Annotated in this window: 29 protein-coding genes; all 29 read right to left on the minus strand. The window is 46.7% G+C overall.

Annotation, left to right across the window (positions count from 1 at the left end; translation table 11 throughout):
- Window positions 1-14: 14 nt before the first annotated feature.
- Entirely contained in the window at window positions 15-557 is a 543-nt protein-coding gene (frr, locus tag M1D90_RS12730; RefSeq protein WP_154495759.1) for a ribosome recycling factor, read from the minus strand.
- 16 nt (window positions 558-573) lie between these two features.
- Window positions 574-1,296 (minus strand): UMP kinase, encoded by a 723-nt coding sequence (gene pyrH / locus M1D90_RS12735; RefSeq protein WP_020451416.1) that lies wholly within the window; start codon window positions 1,294-1,296, stop codon window positions 574-576.
- Between the two features lie 149 nt (window positions 1,297-1,445).
- Window positions 1,446-2,327 carry a translation elongation factor Ts gene (gene tsf, locus M1D90_RS12740; protein ID WP_020451415.1) on the minus strand — a complete coding sequence of 294 codons (882 nt, stop codon included), beginning with the start codon at window positions 2,325-2,327 and terminating at the stop codon, window positions 1,446-1,448.
- Window positions 2,328-2,427: 100 nt separating this feature from the next.
- A complete protein-coding gene (gene rpsB / locus M1D90_RS12745) occupies window positions 2,428-3,168 on the minus strand; it encodes a 30S ribosomal protein S2 (protein ID WP_020451414.1) in 741 nt (246 codons plus the stop codon).
- A 153-nt stretch (window positions 3,169-3,321) separates the two neighbouring features.
- Window positions 3,322-3,831, minus strand: coding sequence for a DUF6115 domain-containing protein (locus tag M1D90_RS12750; protein ID WP_023857198.1), 510 nt, complete (start codon window positions 3,829-3,831; stop codon window positions 3,322-3,324).
- 95 nt (window positions 3,832-3,926) lie between these two features.
- Window positions 3,927-4,691 (minus strand): FliA/WhiG family RNA polymerase sigma factor, encoded by a 765-nt coding sequence (locus M1D90_RS12755; protein ID WP_003181822.1) that lies wholly within the window; start codon window positions 4,689-4,691, stop codon window positions 3,927-3,929.
- A 22-nt stretch (window positions 4,692-4,713) separates the two neighbouring features.
- Window positions 4,714-5,220 carry a chemotaxis protein CheD gene (locus M1D90_RS12760; RefSeq protein WP_026579732.1) on the minus strand — a complete coding sequence of 169 codons (507 nt, stop codon included), beginning with the start codon at window positions 5,218-5,220 and terminating at the stop codon, window positions 4,714-4,716.
- Window positions 5,217-5,846: a chemotaxis protein CheC gene (locus tag M1D90_RS12765; RefSeq protein WP_003181818.1), complete on the minus strand. Its 630-nt coding sequence runs from the start codon at window positions 5,844-5,846 to the stop codon at window positions 5,217-5,219. Before M1D90_RS12765 ends, M1D90_RS12760 begins: the two co-directional genes overlap by 4 nt.
- Before the next feature lie 10 nt (window positions 5,847-5,856).
- Window positions 5,857-6,333, minus strand: coding sequence for a chemotaxis protein CheW (locus M1D90_RS12770; protein ID WP_003181816.1), 477 nt, complete (start codon window positions 6,331-6,333; stop codon window positions 5,857-5,859).
- 23 nt (window positions 6,334-6,356) lie between these two features.
- Window positions 6,357-8,378 carry a chemotaxis protein CheA gene (locus M1D90_RS12775; protein ID WP_095290479.1) on the minus strand — a complete coding sequence of 674 codons (2,022 nt, stop codon included), beginning with the start codon at window positions 8,376-8,378 and terminating at the stop codon, window positions 6,357-6,359.
- 5 nt (window positions 8,379-8,383) lie between these two features.
- Window positions 8,384-9,457, minus strand: coding sequence for a protein-glutamate methylesterase/protein-glutamine glutaminase (locus M1D90_RS12780; protein WP_020451410.1), 1,074 nt, complete (start codon window positions 9,455-9,457; stop codon window positions 8,384-8,386).
- A complete protein-coding gene (locus M1D90_RS12785) occupies window positions 9,454-10,341 on the minus strand; it encodes a MinD/ParA family protein (protein WP_026579734.1) in 888 nt (295 codons plus the stop codon). Before M1D90_RS12785 ends, M1D90_RS12780 begins: the two co-directional genes overlap by 4 nt.
- 2 nt (window positions 10,342-10,343) lie before the next feature.
- Complete coding sequence (gene flhF / locus M1D90_RS12790; RefSeq protein WP_020451408.1) at window positions 10,344-11,456, minus strand: flagellar biosynthesis protein FlhF; 1,113 nt, start codon at window positions 11,454-11,456, stop codon at window positions 10,344-10,346.
- Window positions 11,453-13,489, minus strand: a complete 2,037-nt coding sequence (gene flhA / locus M1D90_RS12795; protein WP_020451407.1) for a flagellar biosynthesis protein FlhA — start codon at window positions 13,487-13,489, stop codon at window positions 11,453-11,455. Before flhA ends, flhF begins: the two co-directional genes overlap by 4 nt.
- Before the next feature lie 33 nt (window positions 13,490-13,522).
- The gene (flhB, locus tag M1D90_RS12800) at window positions 13,523-14,602 is read right to left on the minus strand and encodes a flagellar biosynthesis protein FlhB (protein WP_161517518.1); all 1,080 of its coding nucleotides are present in this window, start codon (window positions 14,600-14,602) and stop codon (window positions 13,523-13,525) included.
- A complete protein-coding gene (gene fliR / locus M1D90_RS12805) occupies window positions 14,602-15,378 on the minus strand; it encodes a flagellar biosynthetic protein FliR (RefSeq protein ID WP_020451405.1) in 777 nt (258 codons plus the stop codon). Before fliR ends, flhB begins: the two co-directional genes overlap by 1 nt.
- A 7-nt stretch (window positions 15,379-15,385) precedes the next feature.
- A complete protein-coding gene (fliQ, locus tag M1D90_RS12810; RefSeq protein WP_020451404.1) occupies window positions 15,386-15,655 on the minus strand; it encodes a flagellar biosynthesis protein FliQ in 270 nt (89 codons plus the stop codon).
- Window positions 15,656-15,670: 15 nt separating this feature from the next.
- Window positions 15,671-16,336, minus strand: a complete 666-nt coding sequence (gene fliP, locus M1D90_RS12815) for a flagellar type III secretion system pore protein FliP (protein ID WP_020451403.1) — start codon at window positions 16,334-16,336, stop codon at window positions 15,671-15,673.
- Window positions 16,329-17,003 (minus strand): flagella biosynthesis regulatory protein FliZ, encoded by a 675-nt coding sequence (gene fliZ, locus M1D90_RS12820; RefSeq protein WP_025811387.1) that lies wholly within the window; start codon window positions 17,001-17,003, stop codon window positions 16,329-16,331. The genes fliP and fliZ overlap by 8 nt, the downstream gene beginning before the upstream one ends.
- 12 nt (window positions 17,004-17,015) lie before the next feature.
- Window positions 17,016-17,378, minus strand: a complete 363-nt coding sequence (locus M1D90_RS12825) for a response regulator (protein WP_003181796.1) — start codon at window positions 17,376-17,378, stop codon at window positions 17,016-17,018.
- A gap of 26 nt (window positions 17,379-17,404) precedes the next feature.
- Window positions 17,405-18,541, minus strand: coding sequence for a flagellar motor switch phosphatase FliY (gene fliY, locus M1D90_RS12830; protein WP_020451401.1), 1,137 nt, complete (start codon window positions 18,539-18,541; stop codon window positions 17,405-17,407).
- Complete coding sequence (fliM, locus tag M1D90_RS12835; RefSeq protein WP_020451400.1) at window positions 18,531-19,529, minus strand: flagellar motor switch protein FliM; 999 nt, start codon at window positions 19,527-19,529, stop codon at window positions 18,531-18,533. Before fliM ends, fliY begins: the two co-directional genes overlap by 11 nt.
- 35 nt (window positions 19,530-19,564) lie before the next feature.
- Window positions 19,565-19,996, minus strand: coding sequence for a flagellar basal body-associated protein FliL (gene fliL, locus M1D90_RS12840; protein ID WP_020451399.1), 432 nt, complete (start codon window positions 19,994-19,996; stop codon window positions 19,565-19,567).
- The gene (locus M1D90_RS12845) at window positions 19,993-20,208 is read right to left on the minus strand and encodes a flagellar FlbD family protein (protein WP_003181786.1); all 216 of its coding nucleotides are present in this window, start codon (window positions 20,206-20,208) and stop codon (window positions 19,993-19,995) included. Before M1D90_RS12845 ends, fliL begins: the two co-directional genes overlap by 4 nt.
- A gap of 42 nt (window positions 20,209-20,250) precedes the next feature.
- Window positions 20,251-21,042: a flagellar basal body rod protein FlgG gene (gene flgG, locus M1D90_RS12850; protein ID WP_075752825.1), complete on the minus strand. Its 792-nt coding sequence runs from the start codon at window positions 21,040-21,042 to the stop codon at window positions 20,251-20,253.
- 27 nt (window positions 21,043-21,069) lie between these two features.
- Window positions 21,070-21,537, minus strand: a complete 468-nt coding sequence (gene flgD, locus M1D90_RS12855) for a flagellar hook assembly protein FlgD (protein ID WP_144497632.1) — start codon at window positions 21,535-21,537, stop codon at window positions 21,070-21,072.
- Window positions 21,537-22,919, minus strand: a complete 1,383-nt coding sequence (locus tag M1D90_RS12860; protein WP_195536291.1) for a flagellar hook-length control protein FliK — start codon at window positions 22,917-22,919, stop codon at window positions 21,537-21,539. Before M1D90_RS12860 ends, flgD begins: the two co-directional genes overlap by 1 nt.
- 1 nt (window position 22,920) lies before the next feature.
- Window positions 22,921-23,535, minus strand: coding sequence for a MotE family protein (locus M1D90_RS12865; protein ID WP_105978906.1), 615 nt, complete (start codon window positions 23,533-23,535; stop codon window positions 22,921-22,923).
- Between the two features lie 13 nt (window positions 23,536-23,548).
- A complete protein-coding gene (fliJ, locus tag M1D90_RS12870; protein WP_020451394.1) occupies window positions 23,549-23,992 on the minus strand; it encodes a flagellar export protein FliJ in 444 nt (147 codons plus the stop codon).
- Window positions 23,993-23,994: the final 2 nt, after the last annotated feature.

Genomic DNA, 23,994 nt, shown 5'->3' on the forward strand with positions numbered 1-23,994 from the left:
TACAGAGTTTTTCATTAAACTTCCATGATTTCTTTCTCTTTATCTTTTGTGATCTCATCAATTTTTGACACATATTCATCTGTCAGCTTTTGTACGTCTTCCGTTGAAGAGCGCAATTCATCCTCAGTCATTTCACCATTTTTCTCTAGTTTTTTCAGATCGTCATTGGCATCGCGGCGGATGTTGCGAACCGCGACTTTAGCATCTTCCGAATATTTTTTCACGAGCTTGGCAAGCTCTTTTCTGCGCTCCTCAGTTAGAGGAGGGATCGTGATCCGGATGATGTTGCCGTCGTTTGATGGAGTTATGCCGAGGTCGGCTTTTTGAATCGCTTTTTCAATATCGCCGAGCGCTGTTTTGTCATACGGTGTGATGAGAAGCATGCGCGCTTCCGGAACCGTAATGGACGCGATCTGGTTTAAAGGCGTCTGCGCTCCGTAGTATTCAACTGTCACTTTGTCCAGCAAAGACGGATTTGCACGTCCTGCACGTACAGTCGCCAATTCGCGCTGATAAGCGCCTATCGCTTTTTCCATCCGTTCTTTTGTTTCATTCATCACTTGAGTTGACACGTTATTTCCCCCTTACGATTGTACCGATTTGTTCGCCTAAAACGGCTTTTTTAATATTTCCTTCTTCCATAATAGAAAAGACGATCAGCGGGATGTCGTTATCCATGCAAAGTGAAGAGGCGGTTGAATCCATGACGGCCAAACCGTCTTTTAACACATCGAGATAAGACAATTTTTCATATTTTACGGCTGTTTCGTCAGTTCGAGGATCGGCATTGTATACACCGTCGACATTATTTTTAGCCATTAAGATGACGTCGGCTTCGATTTCAGCCGCTCTGAGCGCTGCTGTCGTATCCGTTGAGAAGTATGGATTGCCTGTACCGGCAGCGAAGATGACGACGCGCTTCTTTTCAAGATGGCGAATCGCTTTTCTTCTTATGTATGGCTCAGCGACCTGCCGCATTTCGATGGATGTCTGAACTCTTGATTGAATGCCGAGCGTTTCAAGGCTGTCTTGCAGCGCAAGGGAATTCATGACCGTTGCAAGCATTCCCATGTAGTCCGCTGTTGCGCGGTCCATTCCGAGATCGCTGCCCGTTTTTCCGCGCCACAGGTTGCCGCCGCCGACGACGACCGCCACTTCAACATCAAGCTCGGCGATTTCTTTCACCTGTTTGGCGATGGACTGGATCACGGTCGGGTTGATGCCGTTTCCCTGTTCACCCGCAAGGGCTTCTCCGCTAAGCTTTAATACGATACGATTATACTTTGGTTTTTCCATAATAACCTCCAAGTGCATGCTTGCCGTTATTTATTATGCAAGAGAAAAAAAGGTTTGTAAACTGTTTTAAAAATAGGGACACAAATTGTGTCCCCTATTTTCTTTGAAAAGATCCTGCCGTGTGTTTTAAGGCAAGCGGCTTTTCAATCTTATTTTTTCACTTGGTTCATAACTTCTTCAGCAAAGTTTTCTTGGCGTTTTTCGATACCTTCTCCAACTTCGTAGCGGACGAATGTTTCAACTGTTGCATTTTTCGCAGCAACGACCTGTTTCACTTTTTCATCCGGGTTTTTAACGAATGCTTGATCAAGCAGGCAGATTTCTTCGAAGTATTTGTTCAGGCGGCCTTCAACCATTTTTGCGACGATGTTTTCAGGCTTTCCTTCTTGAAGCGCCTGCTGAGTCAAGATTTCGCGCTCGCGGTTCGCTTCTTCTTCTGACACTTGGTCACGGGAAATGAAGCGAGGGTTTACAGCTGCAACGTGCATCGCGATGTCTCTTGCTGTTTCTTCGTCAGTTGTGCCGTTAAGGACAGTCAATACGCCGATTTTTCCGCCCATGTGCAGGTATGCGCCGAATGCAGCGTCATCGCCTTTTGTCAGGACAGTGAAGCGGCGAAGCGTGATTTTTTCTCCGATTTTAGCAACCGCGCTTGTGATGTATTCTTCTACAGTTGAACCGTTAGCCATTTTTTGAGCCATAGCAGCTTCAACGCTTTCAGGCTTTTCAGCAAGAATGTGGTCAGCAAGGTCGTTCAAAAGCTCTTTGAAGCCTTCGTTTTTCGCAACGAAGTCCGTTTCGGAGTTCACTTCAAGAATAACGCCTGTGTTGCCGTCGGTTTTGATCAAAGTCAAACCTTCAGCCGCGATGCGGTCAGCTTTTTTGGCAGCCTTTGCGATTCCTTTTTCTCTTAGAAGATCGATCGCTTTATCCATGTTGCCGTCAGTTTCAGTTAACGCTTTCTTGCAGTCCATCATGCCTGCGCCAGTTTTTTCACGAAGCTCTTTTACCATTTGTGCAGTAATTGCCATTTTTGATTTCCTCCTTATATATCAAACAAAATATGTAAGTGTTGATCTGGTGAAAAAAAAGGTGATAAAAGGCAGACCCCCTTATCACCTTTTGACCAGGTTAAGCAGTTGTTGTTTCAGTTGTTTCTGCTTCTTTCGCTTCTGTTTCAGCTACTTCTTCACCTTGTTTTGCTTCAAGGATGGCATCTGCCATTTTAGAAGTCAGCAATTTAACAGCGCGGATGGCGTCATCGTTCGCAGGGATGACAACATCGATTTCATCAGGATCACAGTTTGTGTCAACGATTCCGATGATCGGAATGTTCAGCTTGCGCGCTTCTGCAACCGCGATGCGCTCTTTGCGAGGATCGATGATGAACAGTGCGTCAGGAAGCTCTTTCATTTCTTTGATTCCGCCGAGGAATTTTTCAAGACGCTCTAATTCTTTTTTCAATTGAACGACTTCTTTTTTAGGAAGTACGTCAAATGTGCCGTTTTCCTGCATTTTTTCGATATCTTTAAGGCGTTTGATACGCTTTTGGATCGTTTCAAAGTTTGTTAACGTACCGCCAAGCCAACGTTGGTTGACATAGTACATTCCAGAACGTTCCGCTTCTTCTTTAACAGAGTCTTGAGCTTGCTTTTTCGTACCGACGAAAAGGATTTTTCCTCCGTCAGCTGCAAGGTTTTTCGTGAAGTTGTATGCTTCTTCAACTTTTTTGACTGTTTTTTGAAGATCGATGATGTAGATTCCGTTACGCTCCGTGAAGATGTAACGCTTCATTTTTGGGTTCCAGCGGCGCGTTTGGTGGCCGAAGTGAACACCAGCTTCAAGCAATTGCTTCATAGAAATGACTGACATGTGTTATTTCCTCCTAATATAATGGTTTTTTTCCTCCGCTTAGGTCATTTTTATGCAGGACTGCACGCGAGAACCGCACAGCACCGCTTGCATAAATCGTTAAGCGTGTGTAATTAACACCAAGAAATAATATAACATAAGCTTTCTCGACAATCAAGAATCGTTTTTCAGCTTTCCGCGAAATTTTAAGAAAAGCTCGATTTCTGTTTTCCCGCTTTTCAGCTGTCTTGCGATTTCCTCCGGAGAGAGCCCCTTTTCATATAATGCGAGAGCTTCTTCTTCATAGGATACGGATTCCTGCTCTTTTTGATTGAGCTCATCCTCTTCCTGCTCCACCTCATTGATCATCGCTTCGATGTGAAGCGGCAGATCGCGCGATTCGTCCGCTTCCGGAAGGGCGGGGGTTTGAGCAGGAATGTCAGGCTGTGTTTGCACTCTTTGCGGCTCTTCTTCGGCATTCGCCCGAATCTCGCGAACGAGTTTTTCATTTTCGTCTTTTAGCTCCATCAAAAAAGCGGTCAATGTATTCTCGGTTTCTTCCAAAAGCTGTTTTTGCTCTTTCTCCGCCGCCTTAAAAGCGCTGAGCCTCGCATTCAGAATGATGACGAAATAAATCAATATACCGTGGAGCGTAAAGCTCACAAGCCATAATATTGTTGACATATTTTTCACTCGCTAACCATGAAATTTAATCAAAAAAAGACTTCCCTGTCGGACGCTTAAAAAATGCTGCCGGTTTCATGCCGGCAGCTTACATGTTATTGTACCACTTTATCCAGCAGATGCTTCAGTTTCAAAAGCGCCTTGGAGTGAATCTGTGAAATGCGGGAAGTCGACAAATTCAAAACCTGTCCGATTTCCGTTAGGGTCAGCTCTTCTTTATAGAATAAGCTGATCACGAGCTGTTCTTTTTCTGAAAGCTCGTTTATTTTTTCCGCAAGCTGGGAGATCAGTTCGTCTTTGAGCATTTTTTCTTCCGGCGTGCTCGTTTTGTCGTCCCTGATCATCACCTGGACGTTCTCCCCGTCTTCATGGTCGTGAAGCTTCTCATCAATTGAAAGGAGATTCGCAAAGAAACCTTCATTGATTGTGGTCACGACGTCTTGCTCGCTCATTCCCAGCTCAGCGGCGATTTCGCTCGGCGAAACATTTCTTAAGTAGCGCTGTTCGAGCTTTTCGATCGCAGCTTCCACTTTCTTCGTTTTTTCACGGGATGTTCTCGGAAGCCAGTCTTCTTTGCGAAGGCCATCGATAATAGCGCCTCTGATTCTGAAGGAAGCGTATGTATCAAACTTCAAATCCCTTCCCGGATCAAATTTTTCAAGGGCGTCATACAAACCCAGCATGCCAAGGCTGACCAAATCGTCTTTATGAACGGACTTGGGCAAGCCGACGGCTATCCGGCCGACATGATATGTCACAAGCGGCATATAGCGGCGGATTAAATCATCGCCTGCCTGAGGATCTTTCCATTCTTTCCACCGCGACCAAAGCATCTGATCTTCATAGTTCAAGGATTGCATCTTTATCCCCCTATATTGCATATTAAATCATCGTTACACCTTGTTTAACTGTCCGGATGACAAGTTCGGCTGACTGCGGATCGAACTCGATCGTTCTTCCGCTGTTTCCGCCTGTATCCTCGCTTACAATCGGAATGTTTAAGAGAGATAGATGTTTTTTAATCGCAAGCACATTTCTTGGCCCGACTTTCATCAAATCATTTGTCATCTTAAATTTAAACATTTCGGCTCCTCCGGCCATTTTCGCTTTCAAAGCGTATTTTCGGCACCCGGCTTCAAGCAGCATCTTGACCGTCGCTTCGACAGCTGTGTCCGCGTACTTTGCCACATTGATGTCCGGTGTCTTGGATAAGGAAGAGTCGGGAAGCATGACGTGGACGAGACCGGCCGTCTTCGCTTCCAAATCATAGAGCACGAGTCCGACGCACGAACCGAGACCCGATGTCCTGATCTTGTCGGGAGTGCGGACTATTTTCACATCGGCAATTCCCACTCTGATAATCGATGTTTCTTTTTCTAAGATTTTCATAGAGCTGCACCCAATGCATGAAAGAGCTTTTCAAAAGAATCATAGTCCGGCAGAAGGAACAAATGCGCTTTTACTTTCCGGTTGTGCTCCTCGTCAAAAATGGAGTTGTCGATCACGATAACCTGGTCTCCAACTTGGCTGAGCTCGATCAGCCCTTCGCTGATGACGGCTCCGAACATATCAAGCGTCAGTTCAGGGACGCTCGGGTACATTTGCCGGTTTGTCAAATCAGCGAGAGCGGTCAAATAAGATCCCGCCATAATATTCCCGAGTTCGTGCAGGGCGGAGGCTCCGATATCATTCGGCGTCATGCTGTCAATCTCGAATTCCGGATTGCCGACAAGCTCCCTGATCAGCTGCTCGGCCTCTGAAAAAGGCATGATCACGAACATAGAACCGGGAAAATCCCCTTCCATGCGCAAAAAGATGCTTGCGACAGGAAGGTCTGCACCGCCGAATAGGTTGACAAGCTCATCAAACGACATCAGCTTGACAAACGGCACTTCCATTTCGATTTTCCTGTTCAGCAATAGAGCCAGGGCAGAAGCGGAATGACCCGCTCCGATATTCCCGACTTCCCGCAATATATCAAGATGCTCTTCTCTAATTCCGTTAAATACGCTCATCATAGGCTCCTTATTTCTTCACATTTTCAGAAGCGGCGGCAAGGCTCGACTTCCGGTTTAAAACAGCTTCAGAGTCAATCAGATTGAGAAGTCTGGACCCTTGCTTGACGATGCCTTTAATCCATTGCCTGCCGTCTTTTCCTACCGTTTCGGGAGCCGATTCAATTTCCTCTTCCTCGACAGTGATGACATCGTTCGCCTCGTCCACCACCCAGCCGACTTCAATGTCCTGATGGGTGATGATGATGATTCTCGTTTCATCTGTAATCGTATCTCCAGGCGCTTCAATCCGCTTTCTTAAATCGATGACAGGCGTAACAACACCTCTCAAATTAATGACGCCGCAAATATACGGTTCCACTCCCGGCACCCTTGTTGGCTGCTGCCATTTTTCAATGGACATCACTTCGGATACAGAGATGGCATACTCTTTATGATTTACTTTGAACACAATCATTTTTTCACCGGTGGTAGTCTGTGTGGTCAAGAGGATCGCTCTCCTTTCGCTTTCTATTTGATAAGGGCGTTGCAGTCGATGATCAGGGCTACTTGTCCGTCTCCCAAAATCGTCGCGCCGGAAATGGCAAAGACGTTTGTTAAATAATCGCCGAGTGATTTTAGTACGACTTCCTGCTGGCCGATAAAGGAGTCGACAACAAATGCCGTCAGCTTGTCTCCTTTTTTCACGACGATGGCGTGAAGCTGATCAAGATCATCCGAAGAATCCTCAACATTAAACTGTTCTTTCAGGTAAACCACCGGTACGATATGGCCCCTGAAATCGATCACTTCGCGGTCGTGCGTCTGAAGAATATCTTTCTTATCGATGACAGCCGTTTCTATAATAGAAGAAATCGGTATCGCAAACGTTTCGTTTTCAAGTTTGACTAGCAGCACGGATATGATCGACAGTGTAAGCGGAAGCTGAATGGAGAAAAGCGAACCTTCGCCTTCGCTCGACCTGATGCTGACAGAACCGCCCAAAGATTCCAGCTTGCTTTTGACAACGTCCAAGCCGACCCCGCGTCCTGAAATATCCGAGATTTGATCTGCGGTTGAGAATCCCGGTGCAAAAATGAGTGCGTCGATTTCATGATCTTCTATCGTTTCGGCGTCACGTTCGGTAATGACGTTGCGTTCAAGCGCTTTTTCAAGCACCTTTTTGCGGTTGATGCCGGCTCCGTCATCCTCGACCTCGATAAAGACGTGGTTCCCGCTGTGATATGCTTTCAGACGGACTTGACCCGTTTCAGGCTTACCATTTTTCACCCTGACTTCAGGCGCCTCGATCCCGTGATCAAGGCTGTTTCTCAAGAGGTGGACAAGCGGGTCGCCGATCTCATCTATTACCGTTCTGTCAAGCTCGGTTTCCGCCCCGAAAATCGACAGCTCGATCTTTTTATTTAATTCTTTTGTCAGCTGGCGGACCATGCGCGGGAAGCGGTTGAACACCGTTTCTACCGGAACCATTCTCATGTTGAGGATGATCGATTGCAGGTCGCCTGAAATTCTTGTCATCCGTTCGACGGTATCTGTTAATTCGCCGTGTTCAAGCTCTTTGGCGATCTGCTCTAAGCGCCCTCTGTCAATGACCAACTCCTCAAACAGGTTCATTAATGAATCGAGGCGGTCGATGTTGACGCGGATCGTCTTCGTTCCGCCGCCTGCTGCAGGTTTCGCCGCTTCTTTTTTGCCGTCCGGCTGCTTAGCCGGGGTTTTCTCCGCGTCTTTCGGTGCGGTTTCTTTTTCAGGCGCTGCAGGCGCGGCTTCTTCCTGTGCCGAAAAATCGTTTTTCAGCTCGGTTACTTCAATTTTTTCGATTTCAGATACGCCGTTGATTTTGTTGAAAATCTCTTCTTCCCCGTGTTTGCTTAAAAAGCACACGACGAATTCGGAATCAAAATCTTCCGACTCGAGAACTTCCGTTTCCGGAATCGTTTTGACGACTTCGCCGATTTCGTTCAGCTGTTCAAATACCATGTACACCCGAACGCCCTTCAACAGGCAGTCCTCTTTCAACGCAACATTGATTTCGTAACATTTAAAGCCTTGTTCCTCAGCTTCGGCGATGACCGTCCGCTGAAATTCGTCATAGGCCCATTTCGTTTCAGACGACGCCGCTTCAGGCGCTTCTGCCGATGCAGCCGCCTCCTTGTTTGCGCCTGTCACATCAAGCTTGGCGCAGACTTCTGAAACGTCTCTTTTGCCGTCGCCCCCTTCAATGATCGAAAGGACAATCGCTTCAAGGTCATCGAGCGCTTCAAACATGACGTCCATCCACTCTGACGTAATGGTCATTTCTTCATTACGGATCGCGTCCAGCACGTTTTCCAGACTGTGCGTTAAATGAGCCATATCTTCATAGCCCATCGTAGCGCTCATCCCTTTCAAAGTATGAGCCGCTCTGAAAATATCATGGACAAGCTGCAGGTCTGTCGGATTTTTTTCGAGTTCGAGCAATTTTTCGTTACAGGTTTGCAAATGTTCTCTGCTTTCTTCAATAAAGACGTCTAAATATTGATTCATATCCATATGAGTCACGCCCTCTCTTTTTTCATATACGTCATAATGGCTGCGGCAATCTCATCAACATGCTTGATGTCGTTTGCAAGCCCGTTGTTAATGACCGATTTCGGCATTCCGAAAACGACGGACGACTCGGCTGCTTCGGCGATCACCGTTCCGCTTCCATGTTTCAAAAGGCCTTTTACGCCTTCTGTTCCGTCGCTTCCCATCCCCGTCATAATGACGGCGATTTTTTCAAACTCCCGAAGTGAGGCCAGGGAATGGAACAAATAGTCAACAGAAGGCTTGTGACGGCTCTCTGTGTCGCGGTCATCGAGCGTGATCACCAATTCGCCCTTTTCAAGGCCGACTGCCATGTTTTTCCCTCCGGGGGCAATGTAAACCCAGCCGTCTTTCGCTCTCTCACCGTTTTCAGCCTCCTTCACGGTTACTTCTGAGAGGTGGTTCAGCCTGTTCGCTAATGAGGCTGTAAACCCCTTTGGCATGTGCTGAACGACAAAAACAGGCGCCTTCAACGTTTTGGGAAGCTTGGGAAGCACTCTTTGCAGCGCTCTCGGTCCCCCTGTCGATGTACCGATGCAGATGAGCTGTTTTCCAGCCCGAACACGGACTGAATCGCTGCCGCTCACCGGCGGCCGCTTTGCCGTCTCGATGGCGGGTTTTGAAATCGGAACAGGCCGGCCTTTCAGTTTCACCCGCCCTGCTGTCAACACTTTCTCAATCAGCATATCTCTTACTTTATATAAATCAATTGAAATTGAACCCGACGGCTTTGCGACGAAATCGATCGCCCCCAGCTCAAGACATTCGATCGTGATATCAGCCCCCTGCTGCGTCAGACTCGATACCATGACAACCGGAAGCGGATCGCTCGCCATGATCCTTTTCAATGTTTCTTTTCCGTTCATCACAGGCATTTCAATATCCAATGTGATCACATCCGGGCGGAGCTCCTTGATTTTTTGGAGCGCTTCCTCGCCGTTTCTTGCCGTTCCTGCTACAGCAATCTCGTGATTGGATGTTAAAAACTTGGTGATCATGTTTCTCATAAAAGCAGAGTCGTCAACGACAAGAACACGAATCATAATGTATTGCCCCTCCTCAGGAATGAAGATAATTTATCGATAAAGGACCGGTTTTCGCCTATTTCCGTTCTGCCGTTATCAAGCAGCGATTCTGCCAGCAGGTAAACCGCCCTGCTCGGCTTGGAACGCGGGTTCTTCATCAGAAACGGCTGCTGCTCCACAACGGCTCTTGGTACCAGGGGATCCTCAGGAATCGGCCCTGCATATGCAAGCTTTTGCTGTAAAAAAGCGTTTACCGTGTTGGAAAGGCGGAGAAAGGCGGAAATTCCGTCTTTTTGGGTTGTACAGCGATTGACAGCGACTTTCAGCTGAAGATCGCGTCCCGTTAATGCCAAATGCTTGATCGCGCTGTAAGCGTCCATGATCGATGTCGGCTCCGGCGTGGTGACGACCAGAATTTCATCCGCTGACAGGACGAATGGCAGCTGATCTTTCGACAGCCCTGCTCCCATATCAAATATGACATAATCGAAGCTTGTCAAAGCCCGCGTTAATTCTTTCAGAAAGAACGCCCAGTTTTCCCCGTTCAATTCGAACATCGCATCCAGTCCCGTTCCGCCCGAAATGTATTGAAGGCCACGCGGACCTGCTGACAAGGCGCGCTCAAACGGTATTTTTTGCTGAAGGAGATCCATCACGGTGCAGAGCGATTGCCGGCCGATCAAAATATCGATGTTCCCCATTCCGACATCTAGATCGATCAACAGCACGCTCTTTCCTTTTTCCAAGAAGGCGAGAGCCGTATTCAGCGATATATTCGACTTCCCGACGCCTCCTTTTCCACTCATAACAGCGAGCGTTTTCGCTTTTGGATGAGCGACAGGGGCGGGCGGTTCGGCGAAGCGCTGCCCCATCCGCCTTCGTAAGCTTTCTGCCTGATCCATGTTCAACACCCCGTAAGCAGTCTGACAAATGATGCATTTGACAAGTAGCGGATATCTTCCGGAACATTTTGTCCGTTTGTCATATAGCCGAGACCGATTCTCGATTCGGCGAGCAGATTCATGACGCTTCCCAATGAATCGGTTTCATCCACTTTCGTGAATATCAACTGATCGATCGGAATGCTTGAGAACTGCTTAATGAGCTCCTTCATATCCTCGTACTTGCTCGTCGCGGACATGACGAGAAACGCCTGTATCTTACGCTCAAACGGAATGATTTCCTTCAGCTCCCTGACATATTGCCCGTCTTTGAAATTCCGGCCCGCCGTATCGATGAAGACGTGGTCAAAATCGGCGAACTTTTGCTGGGCCGCTTTAAATTCTTCTTTCGTGTAGCACACCTCGAGCGGCGCATTCAGAAGCTCGGCATATGTCCTGAGCTGTTCAACCGCTGCAATCCGGTACGTATCCGTCGTGATAAAAGCGATTTTTTTCTGCTTTTCCAGCACGGAAGAAGCGGCAAGCTTTGCCAATGTCGTCGTTTTGCCGACTCCGGTCGATCCGAAGAGCACGACATATTGGGAATGAATCGCCACGTCCTGTTCCCGATTATCCGGAAGAAGATCGGCCAAAGCATCTGTTAAGTGGGCCAGCGCCTTTTCATCCGTCCATTCTTCGCCGTTTTTTAAAGAAGTGCTGATCAACCGGCCGAGCGCTTTCGTACGGATGGCCGGCGATACCCCTTGCTTTGCCAGAAGCTGGTCCGCCTTTTTCAGCGGCTCAGGCAGCACATCAACCGGCTGCTCATGATGCCGCATTTCCAGCAGTTCTTTCAGCTCTTTCACTTGGCTTGCCAAATCGAGGTGGTCCGGCTGCGGGACAGGCGAAGGGCTTTGTTCACGTAAAACTGGCTTTTGCCGCTCCGGTTTCCTCGCGTCGGAAAAGTCCTGGTCGACAACCGCAATCACTTCAACCCCGGCTTTTTTCACAAAGCCGAGAAATTTTCTCGTATGAATTTTTTTAGAATTCAAGATTACGGCGTCATTCCCGAGCTCTTGTATAATTTGCTTTGTGGCTTCCTGCATAGAACCAGCTACAAATTTTTTAATTTTCATTGAATATCCACCACTCCGATGCTTTGAACTTCTACATTGGCTTCCAGTTCGTTATAAGAAAGAACCGGCAGATCAGGGAAATAGCGCTCTAACAGCTGTTTGACATACATTCTGACAGGCGGTGAACATAGAAGGATCGGCACTTCCTGCCTTAATGAGAGCTGTTCGATTTCTCTTGCTACAGATTGAATGATATTTTCGGATAATGCAGGTTCAAGAGATAAAAAGTTGCCGTGTTCAGTCTGCTGAATTCCTTCCGCCACGGCCTTTTCGACACGGCCCGAACATGTCACCACTTTCAGCGTCTCATTTTCCTTCGCATATTGGGCGGTGATCTGCTTGGCAAGCGCCTGTCTTACATACTCGGTCAGCATATCTGAATCCGTCGTCAGCTTTCCGTAGTCGGCCAGTGTTTCAAAGATTGTCACCAAGTTCCTGATCGATACTTTTTCTTTCAGAAGTTTGGCCAGCACTTTCTGAATATCACCGACAGACAGCGGATTCGGCGAGACCTCTTCGACCAGTACAGGATAAGATTCTTTCAAGTGGTCGATCAGCTGTTTTGTTTCCTGTCTTCCGATCAGTTCATGAGCGTGCTTTTTCACCTGCTCTGTAATGTGGGTCGACACGACTGAAGCCGGATCGACAACCGTGTATCCGAGCATTTCGGCCTGATCTTTCTGAGATTCCGGTATCCATTTTGCCGGGAGGCCGAAGGACGGTTCGATCGTGTCAATTCCTTCGATCTGATCGTCTTCGCCTGTCGGAGACATCGCCAAAAAGTGATCGAGGAGAAGCTCGCCTTTTGCGACTTCGTTTCCTTTAATTTTGAGCCTGTACTCGTTCGGCTGAAGAGCGATGTTATCCCTGATTCTGACGACCGGAATGACGAGACCGAGTTCAAGCGCAAGCTGACGCCTGATCATGACGATTCTGTCTAAAAGGTCGCCGCCTTGATTTGCATCTGCAAGCGGAATCAATCCGTAGCCGAATTCAAATTCGATCGGATCAATATCGAGCAGATGAACGACGCTTTCGGGACTTTTTAATTCGTCCACTTCAGCTTCTTCCTCAAGGATATCCTCCACTTTTTCCTTCTCTTCACCGGCTTTGGAGAGCGTATAGCCGCCGATGGCGAGAAGAAGAGCCAGAGGGCCTGTCAGGAGAATGCCGATCGGTGTGAAAATCCCGAGCAGCAAAATCGTTCCCGCCGTCACATACAAAAGCTTTGGATAAGCAAACAGCTGGCCTGTAATATCGTGTCCGAGGTTCCCGTCCGACGCTGCTCTTGTGACGACGATACCCGTCGCCGTTGAGATCAAGAGCGCAGGCAGCTGAGATACGATCCCGTCGCCTACAGACAAGAGCGTAAAGTGTGAAGCGGCTTCCTGAATGCTCATTTGTTTTTGCAGCATGCCGATGACAATTCCGAAAAGGACGTTAATGAGGACGATGATGATCCCTGCGATCGCATCCCCTTTCACGAATTTGCTCGCACCGTCCATCGCGCCGTAGAAGTCGGCTTCACGGGCCACTTTCTCACGGCGCACTTTCGCTTCCTGTTCGGTCACCATTCCGGCGTTCAAATCGGCATCAATGCTCATCTGTTTCCCCGGCATGGCGTCGAGCGTGAATCTGGCAGCAACTTCAGAAACCCGTTCCGCCCCTTTCGTTATGACGATAAATTGGATAATGATCAAAATGATAAAGACAACGAGACCGACCAAAACGTTTCCGCCGACAACGAAAGACCCGAACGTCTCGACTACTTTTCCCGCATCTCCGTTGGACAGAATCGAACGTGTCGTCGATACATTCAGCCCGAGGCGGAACAGCGTCAAGAGGAGCAGCAAAGAAGGAAATATCGAAAATTGCAGCGGTTCTTGCATGTTCATTGTGGTGAGAAGCACGATTAACGCAAGAGAAATATTCACGATAATTAAAACGCTCAACAACCATGGTGGAAAGGGTATGATAAGCATTGCCACAATGAGGACAACGCCTGATAAAACTGATAAATCTCTTGCTGACATGCTGTTTCTCTCCTTTTAAAACTGAAAAATTCACTAGATTTTTTGCTTTGTTTTGTAAACATACGCCAGGATTTCGGCTACGGCCTTAAAGAATTCTTCCGGAACGGCCTGGTCGATCTCAACCTGGTCATAAAGCGCCCTCGCCAAAGGTCGGTTCTCGACTGTCATGACATCGTGTTCTTTGGCGATCTGCCTGATTTTCAGAGCCATCAGATCGACCCCTTTTGCGATGATAAACGGCGCATCCATTTTGTTTTCGTCATATTTCAGCGCGACGGCGTAATGGGTCGGGTTTGTGATGATGACATCCGCTTTTGGCACATCCTGCATCATGCGGCGCATCGCCATTTCCTTTTGCTTCTGCTTGATCTTCGACTTAATCAGAGGATCGCCTTCGGTTTTTTTGTATTCGTCTTTAATGTCCTGTTTTGACATGCGAATATTTTTTTCATAATCAAATTTTTGATAGAGGTAATCGAGCACCGCGAGAAAAATCAGGGCGACTGCAGCGGAAACCCCCATTAAAAAGGTGAGCCAGCCGACATATGACAAAGCCTCGCCCGCGGACAGCGCCGGGATTCTGAGAATTTTGTCAAAGTTCAGCCATAGAACGGCGAATGTCACGCCGCCGACAATCACGATTTTTAAAATCGATTTAAGCAGTTCAACGATCGCTCTGATGCTGTAAATCCGCTTGAATCCTTTAAGCGGGTCAAGCTTTTTCAAATCAGGCTTGATCGCTTCAGGGGAAAATAAAAACCCGACTTGCATATAGTTGCTCAAGACCCCGGAGACGACGGCTGTCAGCAAAAGCGGTGCCATAATGAAGCCAGATTCAAGCACAAGACTTTGAAACAGGCCGGGAATATTGGCGACTGACACCTTCATCGTGATCAATTCTTTGTAATATTTTTCGATCAGGGCGAGCAGGCGATCTCTCATAAAAGGCCCGATGAATAAAAATGATAAAAACACGATAAGAAGCGTGATCGCTGTATTGACATCTGCGCTTTTGGCAACCTGTCCTTTTTTTCTGCTTTCCCGCCGTTTTTTCGGCGTCGCTTTTTCCGTTTTTTCACCTGCGAAAAATTGCAAATCCAACGTCAGCTTCATCATGCCACCCCAAGCAAAGTTAATAGATCTCTCATTGTCCGAATGGCAAATTCGAAGACGTGCTGCATCATGCTGAACATAACGGCCATGCAGATGATGAGCATGATAAAGGTGATTGCGATTTTCAAAGGAAGCCCGACGACAAACACGTTGAGCTGCGGCACCGTTCTCGCCACAATCCCCAATGCCAGATCGACTAAAAACAAACAAGCCACAACAGGCGCAGACAATTGAAATGCTGTTATAAACATCGTGTTGAAGCTCTTTGCAATAAACTCGGCAAATCCTTCGCTTCCAAACGACAGCGCCATCTTATCGACCGGGATGTATTGGTAGCTGTAATAAATCCCGTCAAGCAGGAGATGATGCGCATTCAGGCTCAGCATGAGGAGCAGCGCCAACGTATATAAAAACTGGCCGACAAGCGGGCTTTGCGCTCCTGTCTGGGGATCGATCACATTCGCCACCGCAAATCCCATTTGAAAATCGATGAATGATCCGGCGATTTGAACGGCCGAGATCATCATGTAGGCGATCAGCCCAAGCAGAAGCCCGATCAGCGCTTCCTTCATGGCCAACATCATGTAAACTCCGTCAACATCAAGCTGAGGAGGCTTTTCAATCGCCTGAAAACTGACGAGCGCAAGAAAAAATGCAAAACCTATTTTATGAACGGCAGGAATTGACCGATAAGAAAATAGAGGCACCGTTACATAGAATGCTGTGATTCTGACAAATACAAGTAAAAAGGCTGGAAATGATTCAATTATTGACATGTTAAAACTACCCTGCAAAACGGTTTAAATTAGAGAACAGCTCAGTCGCGAATGATAAAATCGTCGACAGCATCCACGGGCCGAAAATGACGAGCCCGACCAAAACGGCGACGATTTTCGGAATGAATGCAAGAGTCTGTTCCTGTATTTGGGTGGTTGCCTGAAAAACGCTGACGATCAGCCCGACGAGAAGAGCGAGCGCCAAAAGCGGCCCGCTGATAAGCAATGTAACGTATACAGCCCTTTCAGCCATCGATATAACAAATTCTGAATTCATGTATTAGCACCTACTCTAAAAGCTTTGCAGCAAAGATTTAACGATTAAATACCAGCCATCTACAAGCACAAACAGCAAAATCTTAAACGGCAGTGAAATCATGACCGGCGGAAGCATCATCATCCCCATCGACATCAAAACACTTGCCACAACCATATCGATAATCAGAAACGGTATAAATATCATAAATCCCATTTGAAACGCGGTTTTCAATTCCGAGATGACAAACGCGGGAACCATCGTTGAAAGCGGAATATCTTTAATGGATTCAGGCGTCTCCATCTTTGCGTAATTCATAAATAAAGCCAGATCTTTCTGTCTTGTATGCTTGCTCATAAAGGTTTTGATCGGGGTTTCCGCTTTTGTGTAAGCTTCATCCAAGGTGATTTTATTGTTCATTAACGGCGTCAGCGCTTCTTTATTAATCTCGGAAAAAGTCGGCCCCATAATGAAAAATGTCAGAAACAGTGCAAGTCCGATCAGCACCTGGTTTGGGGGCATTGACTGTGTTGCCAGCGATGTCCGGACAAAGGACAATACGATGACAACCCTTGTGAAACACGTCATCAGGATCAAGATCCCCGGAGCGATCGAAAATACTGTCAAAAGCAGCAAGAGCCGGACACTGGCGCTGACGTTTGCCGCATCGCTTGAATTAAATAAATCCATAAACTCATTCATGTTGATTTTGGCCTTTCTTTCTGCCTTCTGCGCGATTTTGTTTCAGTTCCGCGAGCTGTGCTTTTAACGACTCGGAAAAAGATGCTGTGCCGCTTTGCTTTTGCACGCCTGGAACTTTGACTTGATCCATCCATTTCTGCCATTCAATCTTGCTGTTCATCGCAGCTTCATGCTGCGTGAGAATTTCTTTATATTCCTTTTCATCATCGATCTCTTTCAGCAGCTGGATATTCTCGCCGACACCGACGACCAGCACCCTGTTCCCTACTTTAATCAGCTGTACGGACTTGTTTTGCCCGAGCGAAGTTCCGCCGATGTTTTCGACATACTGGAAGGGTTTTAACAGGCGGTTGCGTTTATTCATGAATTTGACCAAAGCGTAGATCAGAAAAATGACGAACAGTAACGCGCCGATCATTTTCACAAAATCAAATATGGAAACGGAAGGAGACGGGGGTTCGGCCTCCGCCTCTTCCTTAAGAGAACTTTTTTCCTCGGTTTTGTCTTTGTCTTTTGCTTTTTCTTTCTCTTTGCCCGCACCTTTTTGCTCAAACAGATGGTCAACGGTCTGATCCCCCGATTCCTCTGCGAGAGCCGGAGCATACGGCAGCACGAGAAAGGCAAATAGACAAAGGCCGGCTATGAAAATAAGAGGTTTCTTAAACAAGTTGTACACCCTTTAGCTTAGCGTTTTATTGATCGCTTCCATCACGCGGTCAGCCTGGAACGGTTTGACGATAAAGTCTTTCGCTCCCGCCTGAATAGCGTCGATAACCATCGATTGCTGGCCCATTGCCGAACACATGATGATTTTTGCCTGCGGATCGATTTCCTTGATTTCTTTAAGAGCCGTGATTCCGTCTTTTTCCGGCATCGTGATATCCATTGTGACAAGATCAGGTGAATGCTCTTTATATTTTTCAACAGCCTGCGCTCCGTCTTGCGCTTCTGCGACGACTTCAAAGCCGTTTTTCACTAAAATGTCTTTAATCATCATTCTCATAAATGCTGCATCATCAACTACTAAAATCTTGTAAGCCATTATTAATCTCTCCAATCAATCTGTTATTATCGTAATTTGCTGATTCGTTCCGCCTGACTTAAAATGTCTGTCACCCTGACGCCAAAGTTTTCATCGATGACGACAACTTCGCCTTTGGCAACGACGCGCTGGTTGACCAGGATGTCGACAGGCTCGCCTGCGAGTTTGTCAAGCTCAATGATACTGCCGGTTGACAGTTCAAGCACCTCTTTGACGCTGCGGTTTGTCCTCCCCAGCTCGACTGTGACGGACAAAGGAATATCCATGAGCATGTCAAGGTTTTGAAGGTGCGGCTGCGCGTCAGTCTGAGGGGCAAAGGATTGAAACTCTGCCGGTGCCACCTGCACAGGCTCTGAAACTTTTGCCGTCCCTTGCCGTTTAGGCGCAGGCTCCTGTCTTTGTGTCTGAGCAGGTGCCGGACTCGGACTAGGCGCCGGGTTTTCCTGTACGGGCGGCTGCTTTACCTCTTCAGTCTGCACAGGCTCTTCTCCGCCGTCCTGATTCGTTAATTCATCGATCAGGTCTTTTGCAAAGGTCAGCGGATAAAGCTGCATAATATGCGAATCGATCAGTTCTCCGACTTTCAGTCTGAAAGATACTTTGACGAGCGGGTCCTCTTTCGGAATTTGCTCTGTTCCTTCCCCTTCATTCACATCAAGGAGGTCAACTTCCGGCGGAGAAATATCAATCTTCTTGCTGAAGACGGTGGACATCGACGTCGCTGCGGAACCCATCATTTGGTTCATCGCTTCCTGAACGGCACTTAGATGAATTTCGCCAAGCGACGGATCTGCGTTCGTCCCGTCTCCACCCATCATCAAATCAGCGATGATCGCGGCATCTTCCTGCTTGATGACGAGAAGATTGTTTCCTGAAAAACCTTCCGTATAGCTCACACCGATTGAAACATACGGGTGCGGGAACTCATCATTTAAATGGCTTTTTTCAATCACCGAAACAGTCGGTGTTGTAATTTCGACTTTTTGATTCAATAAAGTGGACAAAGCTGTTGCAGAGCTCCCAAAGGAAATGTTTCCGATTTCCCCGATCGTATCCTGTTCCATCAGGGACAACCCTGATTCCGGCTGCTCTTGAGCCGTATCATCGCCGCCTTTAAGCAGCGCATCAATTTCATCCTGTGATAACCTATTGTTATTCTCCATATTCTTCACCTCTTATGTCGTGATCTAGAATTTGAATCGCAGTCTTTCGATTCATTCGGCCGGCTTGTGCTAGAAATTTCGGTTTATCTCCGACCAAAACAGTAAGAGGTTCTGCTACTGATTTGTCCAAAGTGATACAATCTCCAATTTCTAAATTTAAAAACTCTTCAATGGTTAATTCCGATGATCCGAGTTCTGCGACAATTGGAATTCGCGCCGTCATAATCCGCTTTTCTATCGACTTTGTTTCCTCCGGTTTTGGTTCAATTCTGTCTGATTGCATCCAGTAGTGAACGGAAAGCTTAGGAATGATCGGTTCCAGGACGACGTGCGGGATGCACAGGTTGATAACCCCGCTGATGTCTCCTATTTGCGTGTTCAGCGAAATGACAACGACCGTCTCATTCGGCGATACCATTTGCACAAACTGCGGATTCACTTCAAAATCGGACATTTCCGGCTCGATTTCCGTGATGGATTCCCACGCATCTTTATAATTCGAGAGGCAGCTTTCAAATAAATTGGACATGATTTTCGTCTCAATTTCCGTCATGCTGTCAATTTTGTTGTGGCTCGAACCGATCCCGCCCATCACCCGGTCCATCATCGTATAGGCGATGGTCGGGTTGATCTCCATCATGATTCTTCCTTCAAGAGGGCGAACCTCAAACAGATTGAGGATCGTCATATTCGGAATGGATCTGATGAATTCCTCATAAGGAACCTGATCAACCGAGCTGACCGAGATCTGGATATAGGTTCTCAGCTGAGCCGAGAAATAAGTCGTTAGCAGCCTTGCAAAGTTATCGTGAATCCTTGTCAAGCTGCGGATCTGATCCTTTGAAAAGCGGAGCGCCCGTTTAAAGTCATAGACTTTTACTTTTTTAACGGACTCTTCTTTTTTCAGCTCGTCGGCGTCCATTTCACCCGTCGATATCGCTGAAAGCAGTGCATCGATTTCATTTTGGGAGAGTACTTCTCCTGCCATCTGTTTTCACCTCCATGGTTCTGTCATCTATGTTCCTACTGCAGATTAAAGGAGGTAATGTATACAGTTTTCACTTTTCCCTCTTTCATGTAGTTCGTGTTCAGCTTTTCTTTCAGCTGCTCTTTAAATTTTTCTTTTCCTTTTTGTCCTTCAAGATCATCTGCGTTCGTGTTTGCCAAAAGGGAGATGACTGAATCTTTAATTTGGAAATCCCGCTTTTCAAGCTCTTCTTTCGCTTCTTTCGAATCGGTTTCAAGCTTGATTGACAAACGGACCACATTGTCCGATTTCAAGTTTGTCGTGATTTCGGCGACTTCAACTGATGATTCGACCACTTCATCGATCGAAGGTTCTTTCGTTTGATCTTTTTCACTTGCGCTTCCCTTAATGACAAAGAACGCAGCGGTTCCTAACACAGCAATTGCCAGAATAATCGTCAGCATAATTCCTAGAAGTTTTTTATTCATTCAGATTCCTCAATTCTTTGGTCACAAGAAAGTATTTGGATTTTTTGATAGAATGACACGATTGTATCCACAACTGTATCTTCATCTTCTTTGACAACAAACTTTTTTCCGTTTGACAGCGTAATTGTCGTATCCGGAAAACATTCAATTTGCTCAATGAATAGCGCGTTCAGAATAAAAGGCTGTCCGTTTAATCGCGTAACTTTGATCATGTGTTATCAAGAGGCGCCTTTACGAGGGCGCCTCCTTCCCTCCTATCGCTTCAGATTGACGAGTTCCTGAAGAATTTCATCAGAGGTTGTAATGATTTTCGCATTGGACTGGAAACCGCGCTGCGCGATAATCATTTCGGAAAACTCTTCTGAAAGGTCGACGTTCGACATTTCAAGCGCACTCGTTTGAATCTTTCCTGAGCCGCCTTCTCCAGGCACGACGACTTGCGGAGCTCCAGAACTCAATGTTTCGCGGTAAAGGTTGTCTCCCGCTTTTGACAAGCCGGATGTGTTGCTGAATGTCGCAAGCGAGATTTGGCCGGCGGTCTGGTTCTCGTTGTTTTGATCGACATAAGACACGGTTCCGTCAGGTGCGATGCTGAAGCTTTGCGCGTCTTGCGGGATATTGATTCTTCCGTTGTTGGCCGTTAAGACGAACAGCCCATCAACAGTGACGAGGTCACCTTCATCAGAAAGGTAGAAGTTTCCGGATCTTGTGTAGTATTCTTCTTCTCCTGTTCCAACTCGGAAGTAGCCGTCTCCTGTAATGGTCATGTCAAGCTGGCGGCCTGTTGTTGAAGGCGCTGCGTTTGTGTGAATGATATCGATCGATCCGATCGTTGCACCGAGCCCGACCTGCTGGCCGTTGACAGAACCGCGATTTGCAGTAGACGACGACGCACCGGAAAGCTGTTGGCTGACAATATCTTTAAACGTAACCCGGCTTTTCTTATAGCCTGCCGTATTGACATTCGAAATGTTGTTTGCCACGACATCAAGCTTTGTCTGAAAGTTTTTCATGCCGCTGATTCCTGAATATAGTGAACGTAACATAATTATTCCTCCCTGAATTATCTGTTTTTATTTGTCAGAATGGCTTACCGCCGTCACATTCCACGGATTGACTTCGGTTCCATCGTCAAGGACAAGCAGATACTGTCCGTCTGAGCTTTTAACTGATTTGACGAGCGCCGTTTTCTCTTCGCTGTCTTCGCCTTCATAAGTAACTTCTTTTCCGATCCAGCTGACATACATCGTCATCGGGTCCTGAAGTCCGACAAACGTCGACATCGTTGAGTTTAGATTCGTTAGTTGCTCAAGGCTTGAAAAGGTCGCCATTTGCGCAATGAATTCACGGTCTTCCATCGGATTTAAGGGGTCTTGGTACTGCAGTTGTTTCATGAGCAGTTTCAAAAATTCATCCTTGCCAAGGTTGGAGCCGCTCCCTGCTTTCTCGGCTTTTTTTGCCTCGGACAAATAATTGGATGTCGTTGATTTTGTGTTTGTTGTCCCTATGGCAGTTCTTGTATCAATTGAAGTGTCAGGCATTAGATCTCCTCCTCGCTGTCCTGTGATCGAGTCTCGATAAGATCATCCAAAAACTCCTGAAAGCCCTCATTTTCCTGCTCTTTTTGCTGATCTTGCTTCGGCTGCTGCTGGTTTTTCTGTTCGTCCGCCAGCTGTCCGAAGGTCTGATCACCGTTTTGAAGCGGTACACCGAAGCGGTCAATTTGTACAGACATGTTGGGCAGCGCCTGTTTAAGATGCGCGAGATTGTGTTCGAGCAGCTCTTTAGCCGACTGGGTCGATGCGATGATTTTGCTCGAAAACATCCCGTGCTGTTTGACGAGTTTGATCGTGATAAAGCCAAGATTTTCAGGATTCAGGCGGATCGTGAAACTGCCTGTCGATCTGCCGAACGGTGTATACTTCATCTGTTTCCATGAGCTGAGAATTTGTTCTGAAAAGCTTTTCGGCTGAGCGGAAGATTCCTCTGCCGCCGAAGTTTGGAGACCCTGGATCAGCACTGCGCCTGTCCGATGATTGGCCAGTACAGAGGGTTGAATCGGCTGTTCCTTTTGGCCTTGCTTTCCTTCAGTTTGAATTTCCCTTCCGTTCAAAACAAAGGACAACGGCTTCTCAGAAAGAGAGACATCGGTTTTTTTGCTCATGAGCATTGCCTTTAGTTCGCTTTCCGCCATTTTCCACTCTTTTTGATCCGGTTCAGCGTTTGCGTTCATCATCTGCTCCATTACACTTTTCAAGCTTTTCAGCTCGGCGTTTGACATGGACAAAAGCTGCGACTCACCCGGATCTTTTGTGAAAAATTGGCGTTTAAGTTCATCAATCAGCCCTTCTGTTCCCGCCTTTGTCTGAAGAGCGGCGAGAAATTCCGGCGCTTGTTTCAATATTTCTGCGATTTGTGAAGTTTTGAGTGCCGGTTGATTTTCATTTACGATCACAGCGAGCAGCTGCTGAATCTGACCAAGAATTTGCAGGTCAGTCAGTTTCGGCTCTTCTGTCCCGCTTTCGTCAGCAGGCACAGCTTCAATAGCATCAGCTGTTTTGCCTGATTGTCCAGGCAGAGCGGCATTTTCAAGCAGCTCTTTTATTTGCTGTAACAGCTGTTCTGCCAATGCGAGTTCATCCGGAGATGGATTCAGCTCTTCAACATGCTGGAGGGAATTCAACCAGTCTTCATTGAAGGAGCCGCCTTCATTATTTAAAAGCCATTGCTTCAGTTCATGCAAAAGCCCTTCCAATGACGTGTCCTGAGAAGGTTCTTCTCCCTTTTGAAAAGGGGAAAGTGAGCTGTTTTCCTTTTGGAGCACATTTTGAAAGAGTCCGCCCAGAGGCGTCCTGCTCGTTTTTGCAGTTGCGGTATCCGCCGCAGGCTTGGCATCAAAAGAGATTGCGTCAAAAAGCCTCAAGCTATTCCCCCCCTTCTTTTTTCTTGTCATTTTTCGCTTCGTTTTTCACAAGCTTTTCTGTGAATACAGCCGCTTTATCAGGAGACATTTTGGAGAGGATCTCAGTCACTTTCTTTTTGCTTAAAGAATCTAAAATGTTGATTGCCTCTTCTTCTTTTAATTCGCTTAAAATTTTTGCAGCTTTATTGCTTTGCATGCTTTCATAAATTTTGACGACTTTTTTTCCGTCTCCTTGACCTTCGGTGTTCTTTTCTTTCTGCTCTTTTTCATCTTTTTCCGTTTTTTCGAACGAGCTGATTTTTTGTTTCAGTCTTTTAATCTCTTGATCACTCGTTTTCAAGTCACTCGTCAGCGTTTCGATTTCGCTTTTTTGTTCATCGATCGTCTTTTGGAGCTTTTCTGCTTTGTTCTCCTGCTGCTTTGCTGCGTGATCTTTGTCCTGATCCTCGCCGTTTTTCACAAGCTCTTTAACAACGGGGATTTTGGAGGCTGCATCCTGGAAATTGACGCCCAAAAGCCACATGCCGACAAACGCTGCAACGATTAAAAAGATCAGCGGAATGACGATGACAAACAAAAATGTCTGAAATTTACCGGCTTTTTTTTCTTCGGTCATCGTTTTTCTACCCCTAGCTTCCTTGAGTTATGTACTGGGCAATGGAGATATCGTCCATTTCCTTTAACTCATTTGCTTTGTTTTGCAGCGAATACATTTCAAACTGCTTTTCTTTCATTTTTTCAAATTTTTTCAGCTCGATATTTTTTTCCGTCAGATCGTGCTGTTTTTCATTCATTTCATTTCTCTTCATCATGACGAGCTTTTGATAATGGTAGATAGTCGTTTCAAGATTTGTGACAAATTGCTGATAATGCCGCATTTCCTGAACGCTCATTCCTGTCTGCATCTTGATTTCCTTGTTTTTTTCTAGCGTTTCTTTTTGGTTCATGCTTTCATACAGCTTTTCCGCGACCTTTTCGAATTCGGAAACTGAGTGCTGATATTCAGCGAATGATTGGTCTTTTTCATTTTCTTTAAGCTCGAGGAGCTTTTGAAATTTAAATGAATAAGCCATTC

It is taken from the genome of Bacillus sp. JZ34 (genome assembly GCF_053903205.1).